This window comes from Pseudomonas sp. HK3 (genome assembly GCF_052920985.1).
Map to the genome: position 1 here is coordinate 447,074 of NZ_JBREXD010000003.1, position 23,095 is coordinate 470,168.

The following is a 23,095-nucleotide window of genomic DNA, read 5'->3' on the forward strand; positions in this document are numbered from 1 at the left end:
AATGACTAACACCAGCCAAGAATCATCGTCAGCCCCTTTATACGAGTTTTATTCCCGCAGCGTAGGCTTTATTGTTGGCGCCATCACCATTTTAATGGGCAGCAAGCTAGGTGCTTGGTCCGGTTTTGAGGCTCCTATATTAAGTATATGCGTCATCTACCCTATTCTGGCACTTGTCATTGGTAAGCGCCTGCCTGAGAACATTGCACACTTACGACGCCCTATATTCATTACGATTGATGCCAGTTTTGTAGGTTGCTTGATTGCGTATATGAACTTCGCCGTGGTCCCTAGTATTTTATTCTTTGTCATGGTTAATACTTCCGTTATTGCCCTTGGCACAGGCACTACCTGGCTGACTTGTATTATCGGTGCCATTATGGGCGCATCTATCGCGAGTGCACTCTTTGGCTTTCAACCGAACTACGAAGTACCAAATTTAGTAAACATTGTAGCGGCGCTGGGCATGTCTATTCATTTAGCTGTCACCTCCTTTTATTCGGGCAAGCAAAATAAGCAACTAACAAAATTACATACCGAGTTAAAAGCTGAGCAAGCCAAACAAAAAAACCTATCAAATAAAGTTGCCAAGTATATTTCTCCTCAGATTTGGGAGTCCATATTTTCAGGCAACCGTGAAGTCAAACTTGAAACACAACGTAAAAAGCTCGTGGTGTTCTTTTCAGATATTCGTGGATTTACGTCCCTTTCTGAGCAGTTAGAATCCGAACCACTAACCGAGCTACTCAATAACTACCTGACTGAGATGACCAATATTGCACTTAAATATGGTGGCACTATTGATAAGTACATTGGTGACAGCATCATGGTCTTTTTTGGCGACCCTAAAACCCAAGGGGCAAAAAAAGATACGTTAGCCTGCGTGGCCATGGCAATAGAAATGCGCAAACATATGAAGGTATTACGACAAAAATGGCGCGCACAAGGTGTGCAAACCCCGCTAGAAATGCGCATGGGCATTAACACAGGCTACTGTACAGTGGGTAACTTTGGCACCGAGTCACGCATGGATTACACCATTATCGGCAGAGAAGTGAATATGGCTAGCCGCTTAGAAAGCGCTGCTGAGGCGGGTGAGATCTTGCTGTCACACGAATCTTATTCTCTTATTCAAGATAAAATCATTTGTCGTGAAAAAGGCACAATCAGCGCAAAAGGCTTCTCTCGTCCGGTTCCGGTTTATGAAGCGGTCGACTTTAGGCATAACCTAGCAGCCAAATCATCGTTCATTGAGCACGAGCTTCCTGGCTTTTCAATGTACATGGACACCAACCGCATCAATAATTATGATCGCGAGAAGATAGCCAAAGCGTTAGAGCTTGCGGCAACTAAAATGAAAAACCAAAACAAAATGCAAGGCTAATGACGTATTCTAAGCCGCGATCTAATACCGTTATTATCAGTATTTTTGTAGGCCTAGGTTTATGGCTTATGATTATGCTCTTGGCGTTAAGTTGGTTTCAGTCTCGCTATATTCACGAATTCACGCAGTCTCAACCTGCGTTTTTACAGGCCAGCTATACCGAGCAATGGTTCAAACAGCTACTGCAAAGCCTGCCAGCTAAAACCAAAGATGCACGCCTTATACAACTGTGGCTACCAGACTGCTTATGCAACCGATTTGCTCGCACACATGCCATTAACGCCATGAATGTAGCCGAAACACTGGGGTACGAACACATAACCCTCATCCCCGAGACCTACAAAGATCAGGTGCAATCACTGCAATCATTAAACCCTAAAACAACCGTTATCAGCATTAATCATGCGCTATTAAACAACTGGCCGGCAAATCCTTCCGTCTTAATCGAAGGACCTTTGAGCCAACTGCTTTATATTGGGCCACTAGGTTTTGGCGCCTTTTGCAGCCAAGCCACCACCAGTGTTATTGAAAGCCAGCTTTTGGGCATCAATAATCAAACAAGCCGAGCATTCTACAACCAAATAGGCCAAGGCTGCTTCTGCCAGTGGCCCAATACACAATAAGCGGTTTTTTCCCCTTTCTTCGTCAGATTTGAACTAGTCTTACATTAGACCGGTTAAATCTGACAATCATGCAACAATCTGACTATCAAAGCTTAGTGCGTATTGGCCGCAACCTTATTAGCGAGCGCAATATCACCAAACTGTGTGAACTAATTCTAGATGAAGCTCAGCAGCTTTCTGGCGCTGACGGCGGCACCCTCTATCTTGTCGATAAGCAACCGGCCACAGAATTGAAATTTGCGATTGTGCATAACAACCGTTTAAACATCAGACTCATTAGCGATGAAAGCGGCTCTGTTTTCCCCCCTATTCCGTTATTTGAAAACAATGGCAACACAAATCAGCATCATGTTGCTGCATTTACCGCCCACGCAAAAACGCTAATTAATGTTGAGGACGCCTATGACAATACTCAATTTGATTTTTCGGGCGCCAAACAATTTGATGCTGAAAACCAATATCGCACCCAATCTGTTCTTGCGATTCCTTTACTTAACGAAGCCAATCAAATACTAGGCTTATTACAACTTATTAATGCTCAAGACAAAAACAGCGGAAAAATCATTCCCTTCAGTGAAGAAATCGAACCTCTCATTATGTCGCTGGCAACGTTTGCCGCCAGTGCCATTGAAAATAGAACCATCAGTGACAGTCAAAAAGCGTTGCTCATTGAGCTCGCCGCAACAGAAGACACTGAAGAGATCATTGAAAGAATTTTAGATGAAGCCATTAACCTCACCCACAGCGAAGGCGGTACGCTTTACCTAACGCAAAGCGATAATAGCGGTGAAGTTTCTAAGCTAAAGTTCGAGATCATTAAGAACGATATTCTCAATATCAAAATGGGAGGCAAGCAAGGTGTTCCCATACCCTTTCCACCACTTGAGTTATTTGAGCAAGATGGCAGTGAAAATAATCATATCGTGGCAGCCTATAGCGCAAACAGTAAACAGGTTGTAAACATTGATGATGTATATTGCTCAGAGCAATTTGATTTTTCTGGCGCACGGGAATTCGATAAACAAACCAATTATCGCACCCAAAGCGTATTAACATTCCCTTTACTCAACCACCAACAGGAAGTCATTGGTGTTCTGCAATTAATTAATGCGCGCCCACCAGACTCAGAAAAAATAATACCGTTTTCTGATCGCTATATTCCACTTTTGAAAGGCCTTGCACTTTATGCCGCCATTGCGCTTAACAACCAAATATTGGTTCAAGATTTAAAAAATCTTTTAGATGCCTTTGTAAAAACCATTGCAAAAGCCATTGATGCAAAAAGCCCCCACACCAGCGGACACTGCCAGCGTGTTCCCCTTCTAATGGAACTGATCGCTGACGCAGCCTGCAAAGATGACAGCTTATTCAAAGATTTTAACTTATCAGAAGAAGAATGGTATGAGTTACGCGTCAGTGCTTGGATGCATGACTGTGGCAAACTCGCTACACCCGATAGCGTATTAGAGAAATCAACCAAGCTTCATAAAATGCGCGATGGCATAGAATTAGTCGAAGCGCGCTTTACCAGTTTGAAACAGAAGCTAGAAATCGATTATTTAAAAGCGTGTATCAAATCACCGGATGAAGAAAAAGCCCATAAAGCCAAGTTCGATACCGCATTAAATGAGATAGAAAGCGATTTAGAATGTGTCCGCACGAGCAATAAAGGAGGCGAATTCATGAGTGAGGATGCAAAGGCAAAAATAGAAAAAATCGCAAAACTAAAATGGCCAGACATCAGTGGTACACTGCAACCCATGCTCAGTGAAGACGAAATTTATAACCTTTGCATTGAACGAGGTACTCTTAACGCAGAAGAACGTCAGATCATCAACAATCACATGACCGTCACCATTGATATGCTCGAAGGGCTACCCTTCCCTAAGCAATTAAAACGCGTCCCAGAGTACGCAGGTGGCCATCATGAAAAGATGAACGGCTCTGGCTTTCCTCGTGGCCTTACTCGCGAACAGATGTCGATCCCTGCTCGTATGATGGCCATTGCTGATATATTCGAGGCATTAACCGCAAAAGATAGACCTTATAAAGACCCAATGAAAATCAGTTTATCACTCAATATTATGCATCGAATGGTTGATGACGAGCACATTGACCCCGATATTTACGAATTATTTGTGCAATCTCGCGTTTGGGAAAAGTACGCTAAACGAGTATTAAGCCCAGATCAAATTGATGTAGACGATATAACACCTTATCTACTTAGCAAACCCTCATAAAGCGTTAATCACTGATGAGAACACACTAAAATACCAAGCAGACGCTTAGCATTTTTAGTGCATGAAACTCACACTGCTAACAGCACGCGCCCCCTAAACCTGAGCTCTGATCCGTTACAAATGGAATGGGCGTACCACAGTCAGGGTAAATTCCATAATGCGTTGACCAATCACCAAAAAAATCAAAATTCGATTTAAAGCGCGTGTCGCTCAGCATACGATAGGTATTACCACAGACAGAAAACATTTTTCCTGTCTCAATTTTATGATGATTATCGAGCATTAAAAAATGTGGATGATGTTCAATGGTGCCCTTATAGCGCACAGCTTGGCCATAATCTTCACACGCTGTCTCTAAGCCTTCTATTTTAAACAAGCGATAAGTGGCGCTGTAAAAATTCATGTGACCAATTTTTTGCTCAAGCTTGGCATTTTCAATGGTTAGCACTCTGTCTTTTACTAATCGAGGATCTGTAAAGCCTGCTTGCTTACTAAAGTCTAAGAAGTCTCTCCAATACAACGCACCGCTTAAACATTCACCGTAGAGAACTTCATCCTTAACGAGTTCATCAGGTATGCGTCGATCACAATAAACGTCCGAGAAATACATTTCGCCACCCTGCTTGAGTAAGCGATGAGCTTGTTTCAATACATTTTGTTTGTCTTGTACAAGATTAATAACACAATTTGAAACGATCAAATCAAAATAGCCATCGTCATAAGGCAGATTTTGTAATTGATCAATGTCACCTTGAATAAACTCAACATTAGATTGCTTATAACCAAATACGTCAGCGTGATAATCTTGATATTGACGAGCAACGGCCAGTTGCTCATCTGTCATATCCAAGCCTACAACCAAACCTTCTTCGCCGACCATTGCCGATAGCGCATATACATCTCGACCAGCGCCGCAACCTAGATCAAGCACTTTTAGGCCTTTCATTTCCTCAGGCACAACCAACCCGCAGCCGTAATAGCGCATCATGACGTCATCGTGCACTTTAGACAAAATTGGTTTTAAAAACTCAGGCATTGCCTCATCGGTACAGCATGCATTAGTTTGTAAGTCATCTGAGCTTTGCAATACCTTCCCGTAATAGTCTTTAACTGACTCTAACATGCCAACTCCTCAAAATTATATCAGTGCCATATATGACATTCATATATAACCAAAGTTCGGCCAAATAGCACCTTTTTCTAGCGCTTAAAACCTCCCATAGTAAAAGAAAAAAGTATTACTATGACTATTAAGCCTGCACAGCCCATTCATGCACAGCGAGCCTGTGAACTTATTTACCAATCTGGCCCCATTGCTTTTGAATATATCTTTAATCAAAGTCACGGGCCCGATATAAACGTTTTTTTGCGTCATTTATTTAGAACGTCAAAATCTATGTTTAGCCATCAACATCATTTAGTTTGCATAGATAAAAATCATGTCATCGCAACGCTTGGTAGCTTCAGTAAAAAAAGTTACAAAAAAACCTTTCTCGCGAATGTCTTTGAAATATTCAGACAGTATGGCTGGCGCAGTATTATTAAGGGTTTAAAATTTGAATCAGAGCTTGTGAAATCGCCAGAAGAAGGTTGTCTGTACTTGTGCCATATCGCTGTAGACAAAGCCTTCCAAGGAAAAGGAATAGCCAGTAAATTAATCATACAAATGACATCACAAGCAAAAAGCATCCGGATTTAAAAAGCTCAGTTTAGATGTTGCGCAAAGCAACCAAAGAGCATTAAACCTCTATCTATCGCATGGATTCAAAATCATAAGCATACAGAACAGTTACAATAATATTTTAGACAATCATATTTACATGGAAAAAGTCATTTAATAAATTAGCGAGACTGCTTCTTAAGAATATTAATTAACTTCATAATACGGCGTGTCTTTATCTTATCCAACCCAACGGTTTGAGATTGATATAACCCAAGGCTCATTTCTTTATTTAAAGCCGCCAGAGAAGCCTTAAGATGGGGATACTTATTTTGTAAGCGCAAAAATAATTGCTGGAGCGTTAAACCTTGCTCTAAACGCTTTTGTTTATTATATTTTTCATTATTAAGCCATGCTAGCAAAACATAGTATATTCGCTGCTCATTACTGACAGGCTTAGATGTTTGATCCCACCACAAAAAAGCGAACAAGCCCGCGCCTAATAAAACAAACACACTCATTAGAAGTAAAGCCAGCTCTTGTGTACTGCGCTCACCCCAAAAATCTTGTAACACAGCCTGCTGCTTACTCCCTTTGTAACTGAGCATCCACTCATTCCAAAGATAATCAAATGCCTGCCATTGCTTACGCAAATCCCTTAACCACTGAGACTGACTGTCAAAACCTTTAAATTCATTTGGTATCGCCTGCCGTAATCCAGACTCAACACGCTCAGGCGATACCCAAGCCGTTGGGTCTATGCGTAGCCATCCCTCGCCTTCAATAAATACTTCGACCCAAGCGTGAGCATCATACTGGTAAACGGATAAGGTCTTAGATATTGAATTCTCTTCTCCCCCCATATAGCCAAGGACGATACGAGCTGGCACATCAACAGCCCGTAATAAAAACGCAAGAGAGCCTGCATAGTAAGAGCAAAAACCAGATTTCGACTCAAATAAGAAGTTATCGATTTGATGATCACCACTAAACTCACCTGGGCTCAACGTATAGCTAAACTGCTGAGTAGAAATATAAGCACGCACAAGTGAAATCAGCACACTGACATCATTAGATTGCTGTATAAGTTGCTGTGCAAATGCGTGAGCTTTAGGGTTAGAGCCTTGTGGCAGTCGCGTATAAATAATACGCTGCGATCGCGTCAGTGAAGGCTGCGGAATAAGCTCAGCACTATTTGATGCAACCTGATACTGCCATTGATTATACAGCCTGCGCTCACTTTCAAATGTCGCATCATTTTGTATCTCAACGCCTTGTGTTAATGGTTTTGCAGCACCTAATGCAAACAACCACTTTTTTTCATGGGGCTCTATCATCACCTCATAACGAACAGACTGAGAATTAGGGTCGTAAAAATCCGGCATGTTTTGCTTTTGATAAGCGCTGCCTTGTTGCCAAGTATTACCATCAAAATCACTTAATGTGAAAGCTCGCCAGTAGCGTTGATTCATCGGTAAATCACCGTCTAGCAGCTTAGCCCTAAAGGCTAGCTTATCGTTCTCACCTAGCTGAGCAATACTTCCTGGTGACATAGAATCACTTAAGCCCACAACACCGGATTGTGTTGGGATACTCAAAGTCCATAACGGACCTAAACGAGGCAACACAAAAAATAAAATCAGCGCCAATGGCAGTGATTTCAACAACAATCCAAACCCTGTTTTTAAACTAGCACTGCGATTTGGCTGATCATAAAAATGCACTAAAACTTGTGACCCTAAGGTCAATACCATCACTATTATTACCAATAAAAAATCGAGTGGGGTTCGATCAAACAGAAACAGCAATGCACATAAGAAATAATTCAGAAAAATAAGCAGATAACTGTCTTGTTGTTTACTGACCTCTAACGGTTTCAACATAACACCAGCGATCAGTAATGACACCATTCCCTCTATGGTAAGGGTTGCGCCATATGTGTAATAGACACCAGCAAAACCCAATATAACTAATACTAACTTGGCAAACCAATTGGGCCTAGGCACGCGCCCACCAAACATAGATAATCGCCAAACTAAAGCCGTTATCGAAAATACAACAAGCCAAACAGGCAAGCGGCCAACATGCAGTAGCAAAGCAGCAAAGACATTCACAAACAAAAAAACTAACGTCGCCTGAGACATCAAACCTGCATTAAAGGCCATTATAATTTGCCTCCGTATTGAAATAACGCAAGCTCGGTTAAGCAGCGATGCATATGCTGTTCACCACTGCCTAGCGGTATTTCTATACTAGGAAGCTTAAGACTAAACTCACTTTGTTGCTTGTGTGCTTTTAAAACCCAGCCACACAATACTTGCAACCGGTATTCAACTTCAAAGCCAGACAAGGTATACCAATCTAAGCAGCGCTCATCGCCTTGATAATCTAGATATTGCTTTGTCATCAATTGTTGTGTTTTTGCATACTGCTTCCATGCCACACGCTTCAGTGAATCACCTTTTTGATACATTTTTAAACCATCAAACTCATCCATACCAGACTGAGTGGTTTCAGTTGTATCATCAATTCCCTCACCCGTACTGCTACGAAACAACATATCGACCGGCTTTGGGTAAACCACACCATTAAACTCCAAGTGCAGCCAGCTCCAACATGTGAGCAACCCCAGAGGATACACACTAAACAGCTTAATTCTTGGCACACTCAGGTGACCACGCTCTGCTGGGCTGAATGATAATTTCATTGCTTGCTGGTCCTCAACCAGAGGAATCAACTTAGCACTCGCTTTATCAAAGCCGACAAAAATACCAACTTTACTGGCTTTATTAGGGTTCAAAAAGGTGAGCGGCAAAGAAATCGTATCACCACAGAAACACGCATCACATGCGCTTGCTTTAATAATTAAAGATGAAATATTTTGATAGGTAGCAACAATTGCGGTGACAAATAAGCTGATCATTATAAATCCAATACTTAGTATTAGATTATTTTGATAGTTAATCCCTGTCACCAACAACAACAAAAGCAGCACTAAAAATAAAAAGCCCACTTTATTCGGAAAAATAAAAATACGTTTTTGAGTGAGCTGAATCTCACTAGACAAAGGCATTCGTTTTTTTAGCCAGCCTTCGTATAACTGGCCAATTTTTTCAACACCCTTAGACATCACAACACAGATACATTTTGCAATATGTCTGCGCAAATATCCTTTTTGCTATCAACTAACGCATCTTCTAAGCGATGCTGGGCGACATAACGGAAAACATCCTGCACATCATCAGGCAATACATGATCACGACCATGCAGCAAAGCCCAGCTTTTTGCTGTATTCAGCAATGCAAGTGTTGCTCTTGGAGACAACCCATAGCGTAGCTGGCTATGTTCGCGGGTTTGCTTAATTAAACGCTGCACATAATCTAACAACGCGGCACTGGCATTTACGCTAGCCACTTTATTTTGGTAAACAGATAACTCTTTTTCATTCATTAATGTTGTAAGGCTTGTTGAAGAAACCGACTTACCTTCTAATAATGCACGCTCTGCTTTTTCGTTAGGGTAACCTAATTCAATACGCATCAAAAAACGGTCAAGCTGAGATTCAGGTAATGTAAACGTACCCGACTGTGAAATAGGATTTTGCGTAGCAATGACAAAAAACGGCTGAGGCAACGCATGGGTTTTACCGTCAATACTCACTTGACGCTCTTCCATGGCCTCTAACAGTGCACTCTGGGTTTTAGGGGTTGCGCGGTTGATTTCATCCGCCAAAACCACTTGAGAAAAAACAGGCCCAGGGTGAAATACAAACGAACCCTGCTGGGTTTTTTCATCTTTTTGATAAATACTGCCGCCAATAATGTCGGCTGGTAACATATCGCTGGTAAATTGAATACGCTGATATTGCAGACCAAGCACATTTGCCAATGCATGACTCAATGTGGTCTTGCCCATACCAGGTAAGTCTTCAATTAAGAGGTGACCTTTGGCTAGTAAACAACTTAGAGCCAATTTTACTTGGTGCTCTTTACCCAGTACCACGCTATTTAGTGCAGATAATACTGAACGTAATTTTGCATCCATGACAGAATGACTCCTATGCAAAATTGCTATGTATTTATAATTGTTTTAAATACGACTCAAACCAAAAGACAGATCTCTTTTAATGTCTTCGATATCTTCAATACCGCACGCAATACGAATCAAACCATCACTAATCCCAGCACGCTCACGCTCGGCAGGATCAACTCGACAATGGGTTGTGGTTGCAGGATGTGTAATCGTGGTTTTTGTATCGCCTAAATTGGCAGTAATCGAAAACATACGCGTGCTATCAATAACAGACCACGCTTCTTCTTTACCGCCACTGACCTCAAAGGCTAATACACCGCCAAAGTCTTTTTGTTGAGATTTTGCAAGCTCATGCTGAGGGTGCTCAGGCAAGCCAGCATAATGCACGGCCGTCACACTCGGCTGCTCTTTAAGCCAAAGTGCAAGTGCCATTGCATTTTCACTGTGCGCTTTCATACGAATTTTTAATGTCTCTAAACCTTTCAACATCACCCATGCATTAAATGGACTCATGGTTGGGCCAACGGAGCGTAATACGCCCACCACTTCTTCCATTAATTCATGACGACCTAATACCGCACCACCTAATGTTCGACCTTGGCCATCAATAAATTTAGTAGCGCTGTGTATGACAATATCCACACCGAATTTCAATGGCTGTTGCAATGCGGGGGTACAAAAACAATTATCAACCGCGACTAAAACATCATTTTGATGGGCCAATTCAACGAGTGCGGTTAGGTCCCCAACTTCGTTCATAGGGTTAGAAGGTGATTCTAAAAAAAACAGTTTTGTGTTTTCTTTGATGGCTGAACGCCATTCCTCGATATCGGTTAACGATACGTAATCAACTGTAATACCTAACTTGCTTACGTATTTTTTAAATTGAACATTGGTCGAGCCAAAAATGCTGCGACTCGACACAATATGATCACCGGGATTTAACAGCGCCAGAATCATAGAGAAAATAGCCGACATGCCTGATGCCGTTGCCACACATTGCTGCGCACCTTCTAAAGCTGCTAAACGCTGCTCGAACGTACGTACAGTGGGGTTCGTATATCGAGTGTAAACATTACCTTCTTCATCACCGGCAAATACTGCTGCCGCTTCTTGGGCGTTACCAAAAACATAACTAGATGTTAAGAACATGGCTTCGCTGTGCTCATGCTCCTGTGTGCGCTCGTAACCAGCACGAACACCTAGTGTTGCGAATTCGGCACCCTCTAACTGAGAGTTGTAACGTTTATTATCGGCCACTTAAATTGTCTCTATTCAATATCATCGTCATTGTGTAAATCAATGATGCTGTTTTCTATGTCTTGCTTTTTGTTTGCGTCATTACGCAACGCTTGCAAATTTTCTAGGTAAGCATCATCTATGTCACCGGTGACATATTCACCATTAAACACAGAACAATCAAAATCGTATTTAACGTCAGCACCATCACAGGTCGCTTCAATTAGATCGTCAAGGTCTTGATAGATTAGCCAATCAGCACCAATCGCTTCTTGAATTTCTTCAACGCTGCGATCATGTGCTATTAATTCTTCTTTGGCTGGCATATCAATGCCATAAACATTAGGAAAGCGAACCTCTGGCGCTGCGCTCGCAAAGTACACTTTATTAGCACCCGCATCGCGAGCCATTTCGATGATTTGCTCACACGTGGTACCACGAACGATCGAGTCATCTACTAATAATACATTTTTACCGCGAAACTCAAGGTCCAACGCATTCAGTTTTTGTTTCACTGATTTTTTACGTTGCTGTTGACCCGGCATAATGAAGGTACGGCCGATATAGCGGTTCTTCATAAAACCTTCACGATACTTAACACCTAGACGATTGGCTAATTCAACCGCTGAGCTACGACTGGTATCTGGAATAGGGATAACCACATCTATATCGTGATCAGGTCGCTCACGTAAGATTTTTTCAGCTAAGCGGGCTCCCATTTTTAAGCGAGCCTTGTACACACTGATTTTATCGATGATTGAATCAGGGCGCGCAAAGTAAACGTGCTCAAAGATACACGGTGTCAGTTTTGGATTTTCTGCGCATTGTTGCGTATGCAAATTGCCATCAACATCAATATAAACCGCTTCACCTGGCTCGATATCTCGAACCAATTCAAAATCTAAGGCATCTAAGGCGACACTTTCAGAAGCGATCATATACTCATCGCCTTTTTCTGTTGTGCGCTTACCAAATACCGCTGGGCGAATACCATTAGGATCACGAAACCCAACCACGCCATAACCAGCTAGCATAGCAATTACAGCATAACCGCCTTTAATACGTTTATGAACGCGTTTAACAGCATCAAATACATCTTGAGCCACAGGCTTAAGTTGTTTTTTCTCTTGCAACTCATGGGCAAAAATATTCAGTAGTACTTCCGAATCACTATTGGTATTTACATGACGTAAATCTTCACGATACACATCTTTAACCAAGTCTTGAGTATTGGTTAAATTACCGTTGTGAGCCAACACAATACCGTATGGGCTGTTCACATAAAAAGGTTGTGCTTCGGCTGAACTGGAACTGCCGGCCGTTGGGTAACGAATATGGCCAATGCCCATATTGCCCACTAGGCGTTGCATGTGACGTGTACGGAATACGTCTTTTACTAAGCCGTTGTCTTTACGTAAGTAAAAACGGCCTTCGTCACATGTCACCATGCCTGCGGCATCTTGACCACGGTGCTGCAAAACCGTCAGTGCATCATACAGCGCCTGATTCACATTGCTTTTAGCAACCAAACCAACAATGCCACACATGGCGTTACCTCTTTAAAATACAATTAGTCACTGGCTTTACCCAGTGTCAGAAGGGTTTCGGCAGCGCCTGGCAAAATGTTCTTTGACCAAGACACCATTAATTCAAAATGCGGTATTAGCGCAGACTCTTTCCACCAAGGGTCTGCGCTAAACGCCGTCATTTGCAATCCATATACGGCAGCTGTTACGAGGATCAAACCTCTGGCCACACCAAATACAATACCAAATATGCGATCAGTACCGGCAAGGCCTGTCACTTTAATTAATTCGCCCACTAGATTATTAATCATAGCCCCTACGATGAGGGTCGCTGCAAACAATATGGCAAATGCGGCGCCATAGCGAGCTGAGGGGGTTTCGATCCAACCGACCAATAGAACATCAAGATGACCACTGAATATACGCGCAATCACAAAAGCCGCGATCCAGCTGGCAAGGGACAACATCTCTTTAACAAAGCCACGTTTGATGCTGATAAGGGCAGAAATCAATACAACGGCCAATATGACCCAATCAACTATGAGCATATATAAGTCCGCTATTTTGAGCCGTTTTGAAGAACATAAAAACGAGCGCCCTTTGAGAAAGGGCGCATTCTAGCAAAGGGAATTCCAAGCGCAAAGGGAATCATTGATCTTCAAAGACAACTAATTGCCCTTGAATCTTAAATGTTTGTTTTATAGCCAGCATTTGCGCTTCTAGTTGTTGCTTTTGTGTACTAGGGCCGACAAACACACGCGTATAAGCGCCATCATTGGAAACAGCCTCAAATGCAACATAACCCGCTTTACGCAGTTTATCTCTTAACTCAAACGCATTTTTTGCCTTTGCAAAGCTACCCACTTGAATATGCCAGATCACAGATTGACCCGTATTATCCAAAACTGGCTTTTCAAAGTCCTTTAGCTTTAACGTTTGCTTATCTACCTTGATGTCATTGAGTGCTATTTTGTCGGTTGACTGCATCGCAACTAGGCCTGGCTCAGACATAGGAATAGCAAGAGACTTGGGCAGCGGCATCGACATATCGGGAATATTTTTTTCATAGGGCACACTGTCCGCCAAATAAGAGGCGTCATCTGCGGTGGTCGATAACTGAGGCAAAACAATCAACGCCACCGTGACCAGAACACTTGCACCAACCAGCTTGCGTTTTAAACCCTCATCCATCTGTTTACCCTTCTACTTCTGTTACTGGTTGATACTGTTGCTGATCAACCATGTTGAGCCAATCTTGCCCATGAGCAACCGTAACAAATGAACCAAAGATAACCACTTGGTCATCTTTTGATACAATATTTCGCAACGCATCCAATCCATCTGCCACGCTATTATGCAGCATTACGGGGGATATAGCCTCACACACTTTCAGTTGTAAATCTTGCGCAGTTTGACCCCGATAACCAGCCAGCCCGGCCAAATGCCATTCATCAATGATACTCATAGATTGAACAACGGATAACGCATCTTTATCTTTCAACATAGCCAGCAAACCAAAACGCTTACCTTTTATGGGCGCTGAGCATAAAGAGTCATTAAGTAAGTTAGCCGCCTGCGGGTTATGACCGACATCCATAATACCTGCATAAGGGTAATCAAATTGCTGCAGTCGCCCTTCAAGCTGAGCGCCCCGCAATCCTTGGTTAATTTGATCAACCGAAAGCTGCGGGCAAACTTGCACAAGCAATTGCAATGCGGTCGCAGCGTTTTCAAGCGGTAACGTAGGAATACTAAGGTTATCTAACTGCAATGCTTGCCCGTCATGAGCCACCCCATTCCAAGACCAATCAACCGTGTTTTTTTGAAAATCAAAATCTCGACCCTTTATTAATAAGTGTGCGCCGATCTTTTGCGCATGCTCAATTAATCGAGGCGACACATCGCGCTGGCCGCAAACGGCTGGCTGATTTGAACGATAAACCCCTGCTTTTTCAAATGCGATATTATTGATATCACTTCCAAGCCAGTCTTGGTGATCAAGGCCGATACTGGTAACAGCGGCACCATTAGGCTCAACAATATTGACTGCATCTAATCGCCCACCTAAACCAATTTCCAATACGGCTGCATCAACTTTGCATTTTTTAAAAATATACAGTGCCGACAATGTGCCAACCTCAAAATAGGTCAAACTGATTTCAGCACGGACTTGATCAATCACCTCAAAGCTTTCAACAATTATCTCATCCGACACGGGCTCACCGTTAATGCGAACCCGCTCGTTGTACACATGTAAATGTGGGCTCATATAACTGCCGACATTCATACCGGCACTATTGAGAATACGGCTGCATATGGTGACAGTCGAACCTTTACCATTTGTGCCCGCCACCAAAAGTGTTAATGGTGCAGGTTTAAAAAGATCAAGACGTTGCGCAACGGTTTGCACACGGTCTAAACCCATATCAATTTCGGTAGGATGATTCGACTCTAAAAAAGCCAACCATTGGTCTAAATTTTTTTTCATGAAGGCATTAACAACTGCAATAAACGTTTAATGGTGGGGCGCAAACTTTCACGACTGACGACTTTATCTAACATGCCATGCTCTAATAAAAATTCGCTGCGCTGGAATCCTTCTGGCAACGTTTCGCGCACAGTTTGTTCAATAACTCGCGGGCCAGCAAAACCAATCAATGCTTTTGGCTCAGCCAATATCACATCCCCTAACGTTGCCAAGCTGGCACTAACGCCGCCATAAACAGGGTCAGTTAGCACGGAAATATAAGGAATTTTATTCTGTTTCAGACGCTCAATCGCCGCACTGGTTTTTGCCATCTGCATCAAAGAGAAAAGTGCCTCTTGCATACGCGCACCACCGCTTGCGGCAAAGCAAACCAAAGGCATACGATCTGCTAGCGCTTTTTCACACGCTAAGGCAAATTTTTCACCTACTACTTGCCCCATTGAGCCCCCCATAAAAGAGAACTCAAAAGCACACGCAACCACAGACAAACCCTCAAGTTTGCCTTGCATCACGATTAATGCATCTTTTTCATTGGTTTTCTTTTGCTCAGAAGATAAGCGATCTTTGTATTTTCTTGAGTCACGAAATTTCAGCTTATCGACAGGCTCGATATCCGCAAACAATTCTGTTCTTGGCTCAACGTCTAGCATTAAATGCAACCGTCTACGCGCCGAAATGCGAAAGTGATAATGGCACTTATCACAGACATTCAAGCTGCGCTCTAAGTCCGCTTGATAAAGTGCCGCTTGACAATCAGGGCAGCGAGTCCAAAGACCTTCAGGCACTTGGCTCGCTCTCTCCTGTGTACTGGCTTTAATGCTGGCTGGAACAATTTTATCTAGCCAGTTACTCATAGGCTCACCCTAATTATCAATTATGCGTCCATGGCGGTGCGCATTTCTGTCATCAAAGCCGCTAAACGTTGCTTAATGACATCTGGCTCATTTTCGTTTTCTTCAATGCAGCGCACAAGCACACTGCCCACAATAACGGCGTCAGCAATACTCGCAACAGCGGCGGCTGTTTTGCCATTCTTTATACCAAAACCCACACCCAAAGGCAGCTCGGTTTTTGCACGAATGCGATCCAAATTGGCTTTAACATCATCAATATCCAGTTCCGCAGAGCCTGTCACGCCTTTTACAGACACATAATAAAGGTAACCAGAACCATGCTCACAAATAGTCGTCGCGCGTGCATCCGGTGTTGTCGGTGCCATTAAGAATACAACTTTTAGATCATACTGTTTAAAGTAACCAGCTAGCTCTTCCGACTCCTCTGGTGGCATATCCACCAACAACACACCATCTAAACCTGATTCACTGGCAGACTTTGCAAACGCCTCATACCCCATGACTTCAACTGGGTTTAAATACCCCATCAAAACCACGGGAGTTTTAGTGTCGGTTTCACGGAACGTTTTCACCATACCTAAGATATCTTTTAAGCTAGTGTTATGTTTTAAAGCACGCTCGCACGCTAATTGGATCGTCGGCCCATCTGCCATCGGGTCAGAAAATGGCACGCCTAGTTCGATAATATCCGCACCACTTTCAACCAGTGTGTGCATAAACTCAACCGTTAAACCCGGCTTAGGGTCGCCGCCGGTGATAAACGGAATAAGTGCTTTTTTGCCTTTCGCTTTTAAATCGACAAAACATTGATCAACACGATTCATTTTTTATCCCTTAGAGTTGACAACTTTCAACTCTATAAATATCTATAAAACCCTAACCAAACCTTGCAGAAAATGGCCTATCATCAAGGTCGTTAAGACTAAGCAAAAAATCGCAAAGGGGGTGGGCGTTATGCCGTACAAATAACAACCCTAAGCGATTTTTAGCGCCGCATTCATAATGCAACTGGCTTTAAGCAATTAAATTTCGATACCGTCAAGCCCAGCAACTGTATGGATATCTTTATCGCCACGACCAGAAAGGTTCACTACGATAATTTTATCTTTATCCATTGTTGCAGCTAGCTTCATGGCATAGGCCACGGCATGGCTAGACTCTAGTGCTGGCATAATACCTTCAATTTCAGTCAAGGTATGAAAGGCATCTAATGCTTCTTGGTCTGTTGCGGCTACGTAATTTACGCGACCAATATCTTTTAGGTATGAGTGCTCTGGACCAACACCTGGGTAATCCAAACCAGCTGAAACAGAGTGCGTACCCATGATCTGACCATTTTCATCTTCCATTAAATAAGTACGGTTACCATGCAAGACACCAGGCTTACCTTTGCATAATGGCGCAGCGTGATCATTGCCCTCTAAACCGTGACCGCCCGCTTCTACGCCATACATAGCAACGGATTCATCTTCAATAAATGGGTAAAACATACCAATGGCATTTGATCCACCCCCCACACAAGCAACCAAAGCATCAGGTAGACGCCCTTCATGCTCCATGCTTTGACGCTTGGTTTCGCGACCAATAATCGATTGGAAATCACGCACAAGTTTTGGATAAGGGTGCGGGCCAGCAGCTGTACCAATAATGTAAAACGTATCGTCAACATTGGTTACCCAGTGACGCATGGCTTCGTTCATCGCGTCTTTTAATGTCGCCGTACCCGATGTCACCGGGATCACTTCAGCGCCCAGTAACCGCATACGGTATACATTAAGCTTTTGACGCTCAACGTCTGTGGCACCCATAAAAACAGTACACTGCAAACCTAAGCGAGCAGCAACCGTCGCCGTTGCAACACCGTGTTGACCAGCGCCGGTTTCTGCAATTACTTTTGGCTTACCCGTGTACTTAGCCAATAATGCCTGGCCAATGGTGTTGTTAACTTTGTGCGCGCCAGTATGGTTTAGGTCTTCACGCTTTAAATAAATTTTTGCGCCGCCTGCTTTTTCTGTTAAACGTTCAGCAAAATACAACGGCGATGGGCGACCCACGTAATGGGCCAAGTCGTAATCGTATTCTTTTTGAAACTCAGGGTCTTGGCTTAAGCGATCATACAGTTCTGTAAGATCATCCAATGCTGACATCAATGTTTCAGAAACAAAGCGGCCGCCATAAGGGCCAAAATGACCTGTTTTTGTTGGCAGTTGTGTAACTGCTTTAAGATCAATCGCTGTCTTATCGGTTGTTGACACGATATACCTCACTTAAAAATGCATCTATTTTCGCAGGATCTTTAATGCCTTTTGCTTGCTCAACACCACCACTTACATCCACTGCAAACGGCTTAACTTGTTCAATTGCGAAAGCCACATTATCTGGGGTTAACCCCCCTGCGAGTATTAAAGGTTTTGTATTTTTTGCTGGGATCATGGACCAATCAAAGGTCTCACCTGTGCCGCCAGGCACGCCAGGCTTATAGCTATCTAGCAGAATGGCCAAGGCGTCTGGGAACCGCAGGCTCGACGCCACCACATCCGACGCTTGCCGGACACGGAGGGCTTTAATGAAGGGGTGCTGGAATTGACTGCAAAAGTCATTTTCTTCGTCACCGTGAAATTGGAGTAAGTCTATTCTAACGCTATTCAAAACGTCTTGCACCTGCTGTGCAGAGGCATTCACAAATAACGCAACCACTGAGACAAACGCCGGCACAGCTGCCGCGATTGCTCTTGCTTGTTCTATACGCACATAACGTGGACTTGGTTCATAAAATACTAAACCAATGGCATCCGCACCCGCGTCTACGGCTTTTAGTGCATCCTCTACTCGGGTGATACCACAGACTTTTACTCGCGTTCGTTTCATCTTTATTTTTTCATTTGCAGTAATTGATAAAATGGCGGGCCTTCACGATAAATCGGCAGCTCTGGGTATTCAGGGTATTCAACATCAACAAAATATAAGCCTTCACCTGGTGCCGTCACACCCGCTTTTGTTCTGTCTTGCGCTTCAAGTACGTCTTTACACCATTCAACTGGCTTTGAGCCATGCCCAATTGGCAGTAAAACGCCCGCGATATTACGCACCATGTGATATAAGAAAGCATTAGCGCACACCTCTAACATGACCCATTCACCCATGCGCTTCACACTAATGTCCTTCATTGTGCGCCTAGGATGATTGGCCTGACAGTCTCGCGCTCGAAAAGAGGTAAAGTCATGCTCGCCTAGTAATGCCTGAGCAGCTTCATGCATTTTGTCGGCGTCTAGGGGCTTGCGCCACCAAGTCACTTGATCATGCATTAAACCCGGCTTAACTGGCTTGTTCATTATAAAATAGCGATAGCGTCTGGCCACTGCACTAAAGCGCGCATGAAAATCACTTGTTATCGGCTGAACCCAATTAACACAGATGCCATCAGGCAACTTAGTATTGATGCCCATTTTCCAACCACGGTCTGTACGCACCGCATTACTATCAAAATGGATGACTTGTGCGCTAGCATGCACACCCGCATCGGTTCTACCGGCACATACCACTTTTACTTCATGGTCCGCCACTTCAGAAATCGCTATTTCAAGAGATTCTTGAATACTTGGCCCAGGGTGATGCTTCTGTTTTTGCCAACCTTTAAAGCGAGCCCCATTATATTCAACGCCAGCCACCCAGCGCTGAATCGGTTCTTGATCTGTCATACCTACTACCCAAAAAAACAAAACCCGAGCATGTTGCCATACTCGGGGTCATTTTAAGCACAATAATCGGCTTAAACTAAACTATCCATGAGCTTGTTTGCTTCCTGCTTTTGCTCATCGGTTCCGTCATCCAACACTTCTTGAAGAATCTCACGAGCACCTTCTTGATCTTCCATATCAATGTACGCGCGCGCTAAATCTAATTTAGTTTCACTTTCGTCTGTACCACTTAAGAAATCTAAATCACTGTCTAAATTATCTAGATCAATATCATCAATGTCACCTAAAGGCGGAAAGTCATCCCCTTCTACGGCATCATCCAAAGAAGGCAATTCTTCTTTGTACTCAGCAACCACATCGTCAACTGGCTCTAACTCTTCTGTAGCAACCGACAGATCAAAATCATCATCTAAGTCAGGCAGTTCATCTAAGTCACTTGAACCAGCTTCTAACGTTGGAAGATCAACATGATCGCCCGCCAATGCATTTAGCTCACTGTCTAAATCAGAAGAAATTTCATCCGTTAATTCCGGTAATTCCATTTCATCTTCATCAAGTGAAAGTCCTTCTTCAAAATCTGGCAATGAATCATCTAAAGAACCGGATTCTAGCGATGAGAATTCAAAGTCATCACTTTCATTACTAAGGTCTAGTGCTATTTCTTCGTTATCATCTGAGCTTTCAAACGATAATTCTTCAAGCTCATCACTGCTAGAAAGCTGAGGGATATCGGCAGAGTCAGCTCCTGACAACTCAAGATCCAGCGCATTTTCATCTAAGCTTTCGTTCAGCTCGAAACTTAAGTCAGAATCATTTAACTCAGGGGCTTCTGAAAACTCAAAATCTAAGTCTGTATCGGTCGAATCTAAACTTAAAGCATCTAACGATGGATCTAAACCAGCCGTTACAGGCTCTTCAATATCATCTAATGCAACTTCTTTATTTGAAGATGAATCAAAGTCACTTAAGTCAAAGTCCATACTATTACTGTCGACTGCTTCATCTAACGTAATATCTAAATCGGTTGAATCATCATCAGTAGAAGCATCAAAGTCCAAAGACAAATCATTTGACGTATCGAGGTCCGAGTCTAATGACTCATTAAAATCTAAGTCAGAGCTGAAGTCTAAGTCTGTATCAAGCTCTTCGCTATCATTCAACTCTAAACCATCAAGATCAAAATCTAGATCGCTTGGCTCTTCGTTTAAAGACACGTCAATTTCATTAGTGCTGGACGCTTTTTCCGGTGTCGATAATAAATCGTCATCTAAACCAAAGTCCATTGCAAAATCTTCGTTTACTTCTTCATTAAACTGGCCAGATTCAAACTCGGCAACGGACGCCTTATCATCACCAGAACCATTAGCATTGATATAATTCACGTGCTCTGTAAGCGCACTTTTATCATCCATTGACGATAAAACTTCGACCATTTTAAGACGAAGATCCATCCGATCAGGCTGCGATTCAAGTGTTTTTTCTAACAAAGCACGAGCAGGTTCAAGACGGTTGTAAGCCATATAAACATCAACTTCACCCAATACGTCTTCGCTTTGAGAATCTAAATCATCACCGCCCAACAAACCAGAGTCCGCATCGGCATCGTTAAAGTCAGACAGACCATCATCATTGAAGCCGTCTAAGTTTAGGTCTGAATCTTGATCAGAACTTGAAAAGTCTTCGTTAAAGTCATCACCTAGGTCAACATCGTCTAAAGGGTCTTTACCACTAAGACTATTTGACTCTGCACTATCATCTTGCTGATTTGCCTTACGCTTACGTGCGTAATTAATACCCAATAATGTAAACAACAATGCGCCTAAGCCAACACCCAAAATAGGTGGATTTTCCATGGCAAAAGCAATGGCATCAAACTCTTCTTCAACCGGAGCCACTGTGGTTGGCTTAGGTTTAACGGGTTCCGCCTTTTTATCCATAGCCGCTTTCTTGTCAGCAATGGCTTTTTGAGCAGCCACTTTATCCGCTTCTTGCTTGGCACCCGCAAAGTTTAAATCTTCAGCTGGTTTTGTTGTTTCAACTGCTGGCGCTGGTGCATCCATTATTGCGTTATCAGGCTTGGCTGCCATGCCTGATTGCAACGCAACCATCTGCTCATCTTTAAGATTAATTAGGCGCTGCAGCGTGTTAATTTGCTCTTCTAAAGAATCAAGTCGGCTACGCAATTCTTGATTTTCACGAGTTGTTTTGTCTAAGTTCTCAAGCGTAATCGATAAATCTTTTTCTAACTTAGATTGATCGCCTGCGGTTTTAGCGGCAACCTGTCCACTGGCACTGCGTTCGTTATCAGTAGTGGCTTCGCCGCCTGCTAATAATTTTAACTGCGTACCGGACAACTTATCATCACGTTGCATGGCTGTATCTTTACGTGTTGCATCAAGCTGTGCTTTACGTTTTGCAATGGCTTGGTTTTGAACAGCCACTTCAGCAACGGCATCACCAAATGAGCGAGACAGCATTTGCTGTTCGTCTGGCACACGTAATACTTGATTCTTCTTTAAGCGGTTAATATTGCCATTGATAAACGCACTTGGATTCAAATCTTGAATCGCAAGCATCGCTTGCTGCGGACTAATGCTGCGATTGCCTCGAGTACGAATAGCCACTTCCCATAACGTGTCATTTGCACGAACATTATAAGTAGATGGTTTCGGCATCGCCTTTGGTTGAGCTTTAGGCGCTTCTTGCACCATTTTCTCAACAGGAATCGCCATTGATTCTGGCTCGCCTGTCATGGCTGGCGCAGTGCCTGGCAATGCCATTGACTCAGGTGCAACATCATCATTGCCATCAGCATACGCATCTGACTGTGCAGGTTTAACAGGCTCTGTTGGCTCTTCGTTAAAAACCGGAGGATCAAGCAACAAAGTGTATTCGCGCAATAGACGACCGTTTGGCCAATCGACTTGCACAAGGAAATTCAAGAAGGGTTCTACCACGGCTTGATTTGAGGTGACATGTACAAAAACATCATCACCAGAGCGTTCAATGGCGAACTGCAAATTATTTAGAAAGAATACATGCTCAACGCCTGACTTCTCAAATTCATCAGTAGACGCCAAGTTGGGTTTCATTTCCCAATTTTCGAGCTCACTTGCCTTTAAGAGCTTGATTCGTGCATCTAATGGCTGGTTCAACGCAGATTCCAGCTCAATATCGCCCATGCCTAAGGCAAGAACGTTTGTAGCACTCATCATCGCCCCAGATGCGGCAATTGCAATCGCGAGCTTTCGCAACATAGCAATGTATCCTTTATTTTTTTAATACTTTGGGCCGACAGGGTATAAATTAGCCCTATCTAAACAATCCATTTATATGATTGTGTCATTAAGC

General features: G+C 43.1%; 19 protein-coding genes. 4 read left to right on the forward strand and 15 right to left on the reverse strand.

The features are described 5' to 3' along the window. Window position 1: 1 nt before the first annotated feature. The 3 genes from ACU6U9_RS17515 to ACU6U9_RS17525 all read left to right on the forward strand — a co-directional run bounded on the left by ACU6U9_RS17515 (window position 2) and on the right by ACU6U9_RS17525 (window position 4,247). Complete coding sequence (locus tag ACU6U9_RS17515; protein WP_446736289.1) at window positions 2-1,384, forward strand: adenylate/guanylate cyclase domain-containing protein; 1,383 nt, start codon at window positions 2-4, stop codon at window positions 1,382-1,384. Beyond that, window positions 1,384-2,007, forward strand: coding sequence for a DUF6436 domain-containing protein (locus ACU6U9_RS17520; protein WP_446736290.1), 624 nt, complete (start codon window positions 1,384-1,386; stop codon window positions 2,005-2,007). Before ACU6U9_RS17515 ends, ACU6U9_RS17520 begins: the two co-directional genes overlap by 1 nt. A gap of 68 nt (window positions 2,008-2,075) precedes the next feature. Beyond that, window positions 2,076-4,247 (forward strand): HD domain-containing phosphohydrolase, encoded by a 2,172-nt coding sequence (locus ACU6U9_RS17525; RefSeq protein ID WP_446736291.1) that lies wholly within the window; start codon window positions 2,076-2,078, stop codon window positions 4,245-4,247. Window positions 4,248-4,323: 76 nt separating this feature from the next. Here ACU6U9_RS17525 and ACU6U9_RS17530 read toward each other — a convergent pair whose 3' ends face one another. Continuing rightward, window positions 4,324-5,370, reverse strand: coding sequence for a methyltransferase domain-containing protein (locus tag ACU6U9_RS17530; RefSeq protein ID WP_446736292.1), 1,047 nt, complete (start codon window positions 5,368-5,370; stop codon window positions 4,324-4,326). Window positions 5,371-5,490: 120 nt separating this feature from the next. Between ACU6U9_RS17530 and ACU6U9_RS17535 the strand changes: the two genes are divergently transcribed. Continuing rightward, complete coding sequence (locus ACU6U9_RS17535; RefSeq protein ID WP_446736293.1) at window positions 5,491-5,946, forward strand: GNAT family N-acetyltransferase; 456 nt, start codon at window positions 5,491-5,493, stop codon at window positions 5,944-5,946. A 143-nt stretch (window positions 5,947-6,089) separates the two neighbouring features. Here ACU6U9_RS17535 and ACU6U9_RS17540 read toward each other — a convergent pair whose 3' ends face one another. The 14 genes from ACU6U9_RS17540 to ACU6U9_RS17605 all read right to left on the reverse strand — a co-directional run bounded on the left by ACU6U9_RS17540 (window position 6,090) and on the right by ACU6U9_RS17605 (window position 23,001). After that, window positions 6,090-8,072: a transglutaminase family protein gene (locus ACU6U9_RS17540; RefSeq protein WP_446736294.1), complete on the reverse strand. Its 1,983-nt coding sequence runs from the start codon at window positions 8,070-8,072 to the stop codon at window positions 6,090-6,092. Continuing rightward, the gene (locus ACU6U9_RS17545; RefSeq protein WP_446736295.1) at window positions 8,072-9,037 is read right to left on the reverse strand and encodes a hypothetical protein; all 966 of its coding nucleotides are present in this window, start codon (window positions 9,035-9,037) and stop codon (window positions 8,072-8,074) included. The genes ACU6U9_RS17540 and ACU6U9_RS17545 overlap by 1 nt, the downstream gene beginning before the upstream one ends. Then, entirely contained in the window at window positions 9,037-9,951 is a 915-nt protein-coding gene (locus ACU6U9_RS17550) for an AAA family ATPase (RefSeq protein ID WP_446736296.1), read from the reverse strand. Before ACU6U9_RS17550 ends, ACU6U9_RS17545 begins: the two co-directional genes overlap by 1 nt. Window positions 9,952-9,996: 45 nt before the next feature. Then, entirely contained in the window at window positions 9,997-11,199 is a 1,203-nt protein-coding gene (locus ACU6U9_RS17555) for an O-succinylhomoserine sulfhydrylase (protein ID WP_446736297.1), read from the reverse strand. An 11-nt stretch (window positions 11,200-11,210) separates the two neighbouring features. Further along, entirely contained in the window at window positions 11,211-12,725 is a 1,515-nt protein-coding gene (gene purF / locus ACU6U9_RS17560; RefSeq protein WP_446736298.1) for an amidophosphoribosyltransferase, read from the reverse strand. Window positions 12,726-12,748: 23 nt separating this feature from the next. Next, window positions 12,749-13,252: a CvpA family protein gene (locus ACU6U9_RS17565; protein ID WP_446736299.1), complete on the reverse strand. Its 504-nt coding sequence runs from the start codon at window positions 13,250-13,252 to the stop codon at window positions 12,749-12,751. 100 nt (window positions 13,253-13,352) lie between these two features. Continuing rightward, window positions 13,353-13,895 (reverse strand): SPOR domain-containing protein, encoded by a 543-nt coding sequence (locus tag ACU6U9_RS17570; RefSeq protein ID WP_446736300.1) that lies wholly within the window; start codon window positions 13,893-13,895, stop codon window positions 13,353-13,355. Window positions 13,896-13,899: 4 nt separating this feature from the next. Beyond that, window positions 13,900-15,192, reverse strand: coding sequence for a bifunctional tetrahydrofolate synthase/dihydrofolate synthase (gene folC, locus ACU6U9_RS17575; protein ID WP_446736301.1), 1,293 nt, complete (start codon window positions 15,190-15,192; stop codon window positions 13,900-13,902). After that, window positions 15,189-16,046: an acetyl-CoA carboxylase, carboxyltransferase subunit beta gene (accD, locus tag ACU6U9_RS17580; protein ID WP_446736302.1), complete on the reverse strand. Its 858-nt coding sequence runs from the start codon at window positions 16,044-16,046 to the stop codon at window positions 15,189-15,191. The genes folC and accD overlap by 4 nt, the downstream gene beginning before the upstream one ends. Before the next feature lie 20 nt (window positions 16,047-16,066). Beyond that, a complete protein-coding gene (gene trpA / locus ACU6U9_RS17585) occupies window positions 16,067-16,870 on the reverse strand; it encodes a tryptophan synthase subunit alpha (protein WP_446736303.1) in 804 nt (267 codons plus the stop codon). A gap of 198 nt (window positions 16,871-17,068) precedes the next feature. Beyond that, the gene (gene trpB / locus ACU6U9_RS17590; RefSeq protein WP_446736304.1) at window positions 17,069-18,301 is read right to left on the reverse strand and encodes a tryptophan synthase subunit beta; all 1,233 of its coding nucleotides are present in this window, start codon (window positions 18,299-18,301) and stop codon (window positions 17,069-17,071) included. Continuing rightward, the gene (locus ACU6U9_RS17595; protein ID WP_446736305.1) at window positions 18,285-18,914 is read right to left on the reverse strand and encodes a phosphoribosylanthranilate isomerase; all 630 of its coding nucleotides are present in this window, start codon (window positions 18,912-18,914) and stop codon (window positions 18,285-18,287) included. The genes trpB and ACU6U9_RS17595 overlap by 17 nt, the downstream gene beginning before the upstream one ends. A gap of 2 nt (window positions 18,915-18,916) precedes the next feature. Next, a complete protein-coding gene (gene truA, locus ACU6U9_RS17600; RefSeq protein ID WP_446736306.1) occupies window positions 18,917-19,744 on the reverse strand; it encodes a tRNA pseudouridine(38-40) synthase TruA in 828 nt (275 codons plus the stop codon). Between the two features lie 71 nt (window positions 19,745-19,815). Further along, window positions 19,816-23,001: a FimV/HubP family polar landmark protein gene (locus ACU6U9_RS17605; protein ID WP_446736307.1), complete on the reverse strand. Its 3,186-nt coding sequence runs from the start codon at window positions 22,999-23,001 to the stop codon at window positions 19,816-19,818. Between the last annotated feature and the right edge of the window lie 94 nt (window positions 23,002-23,095).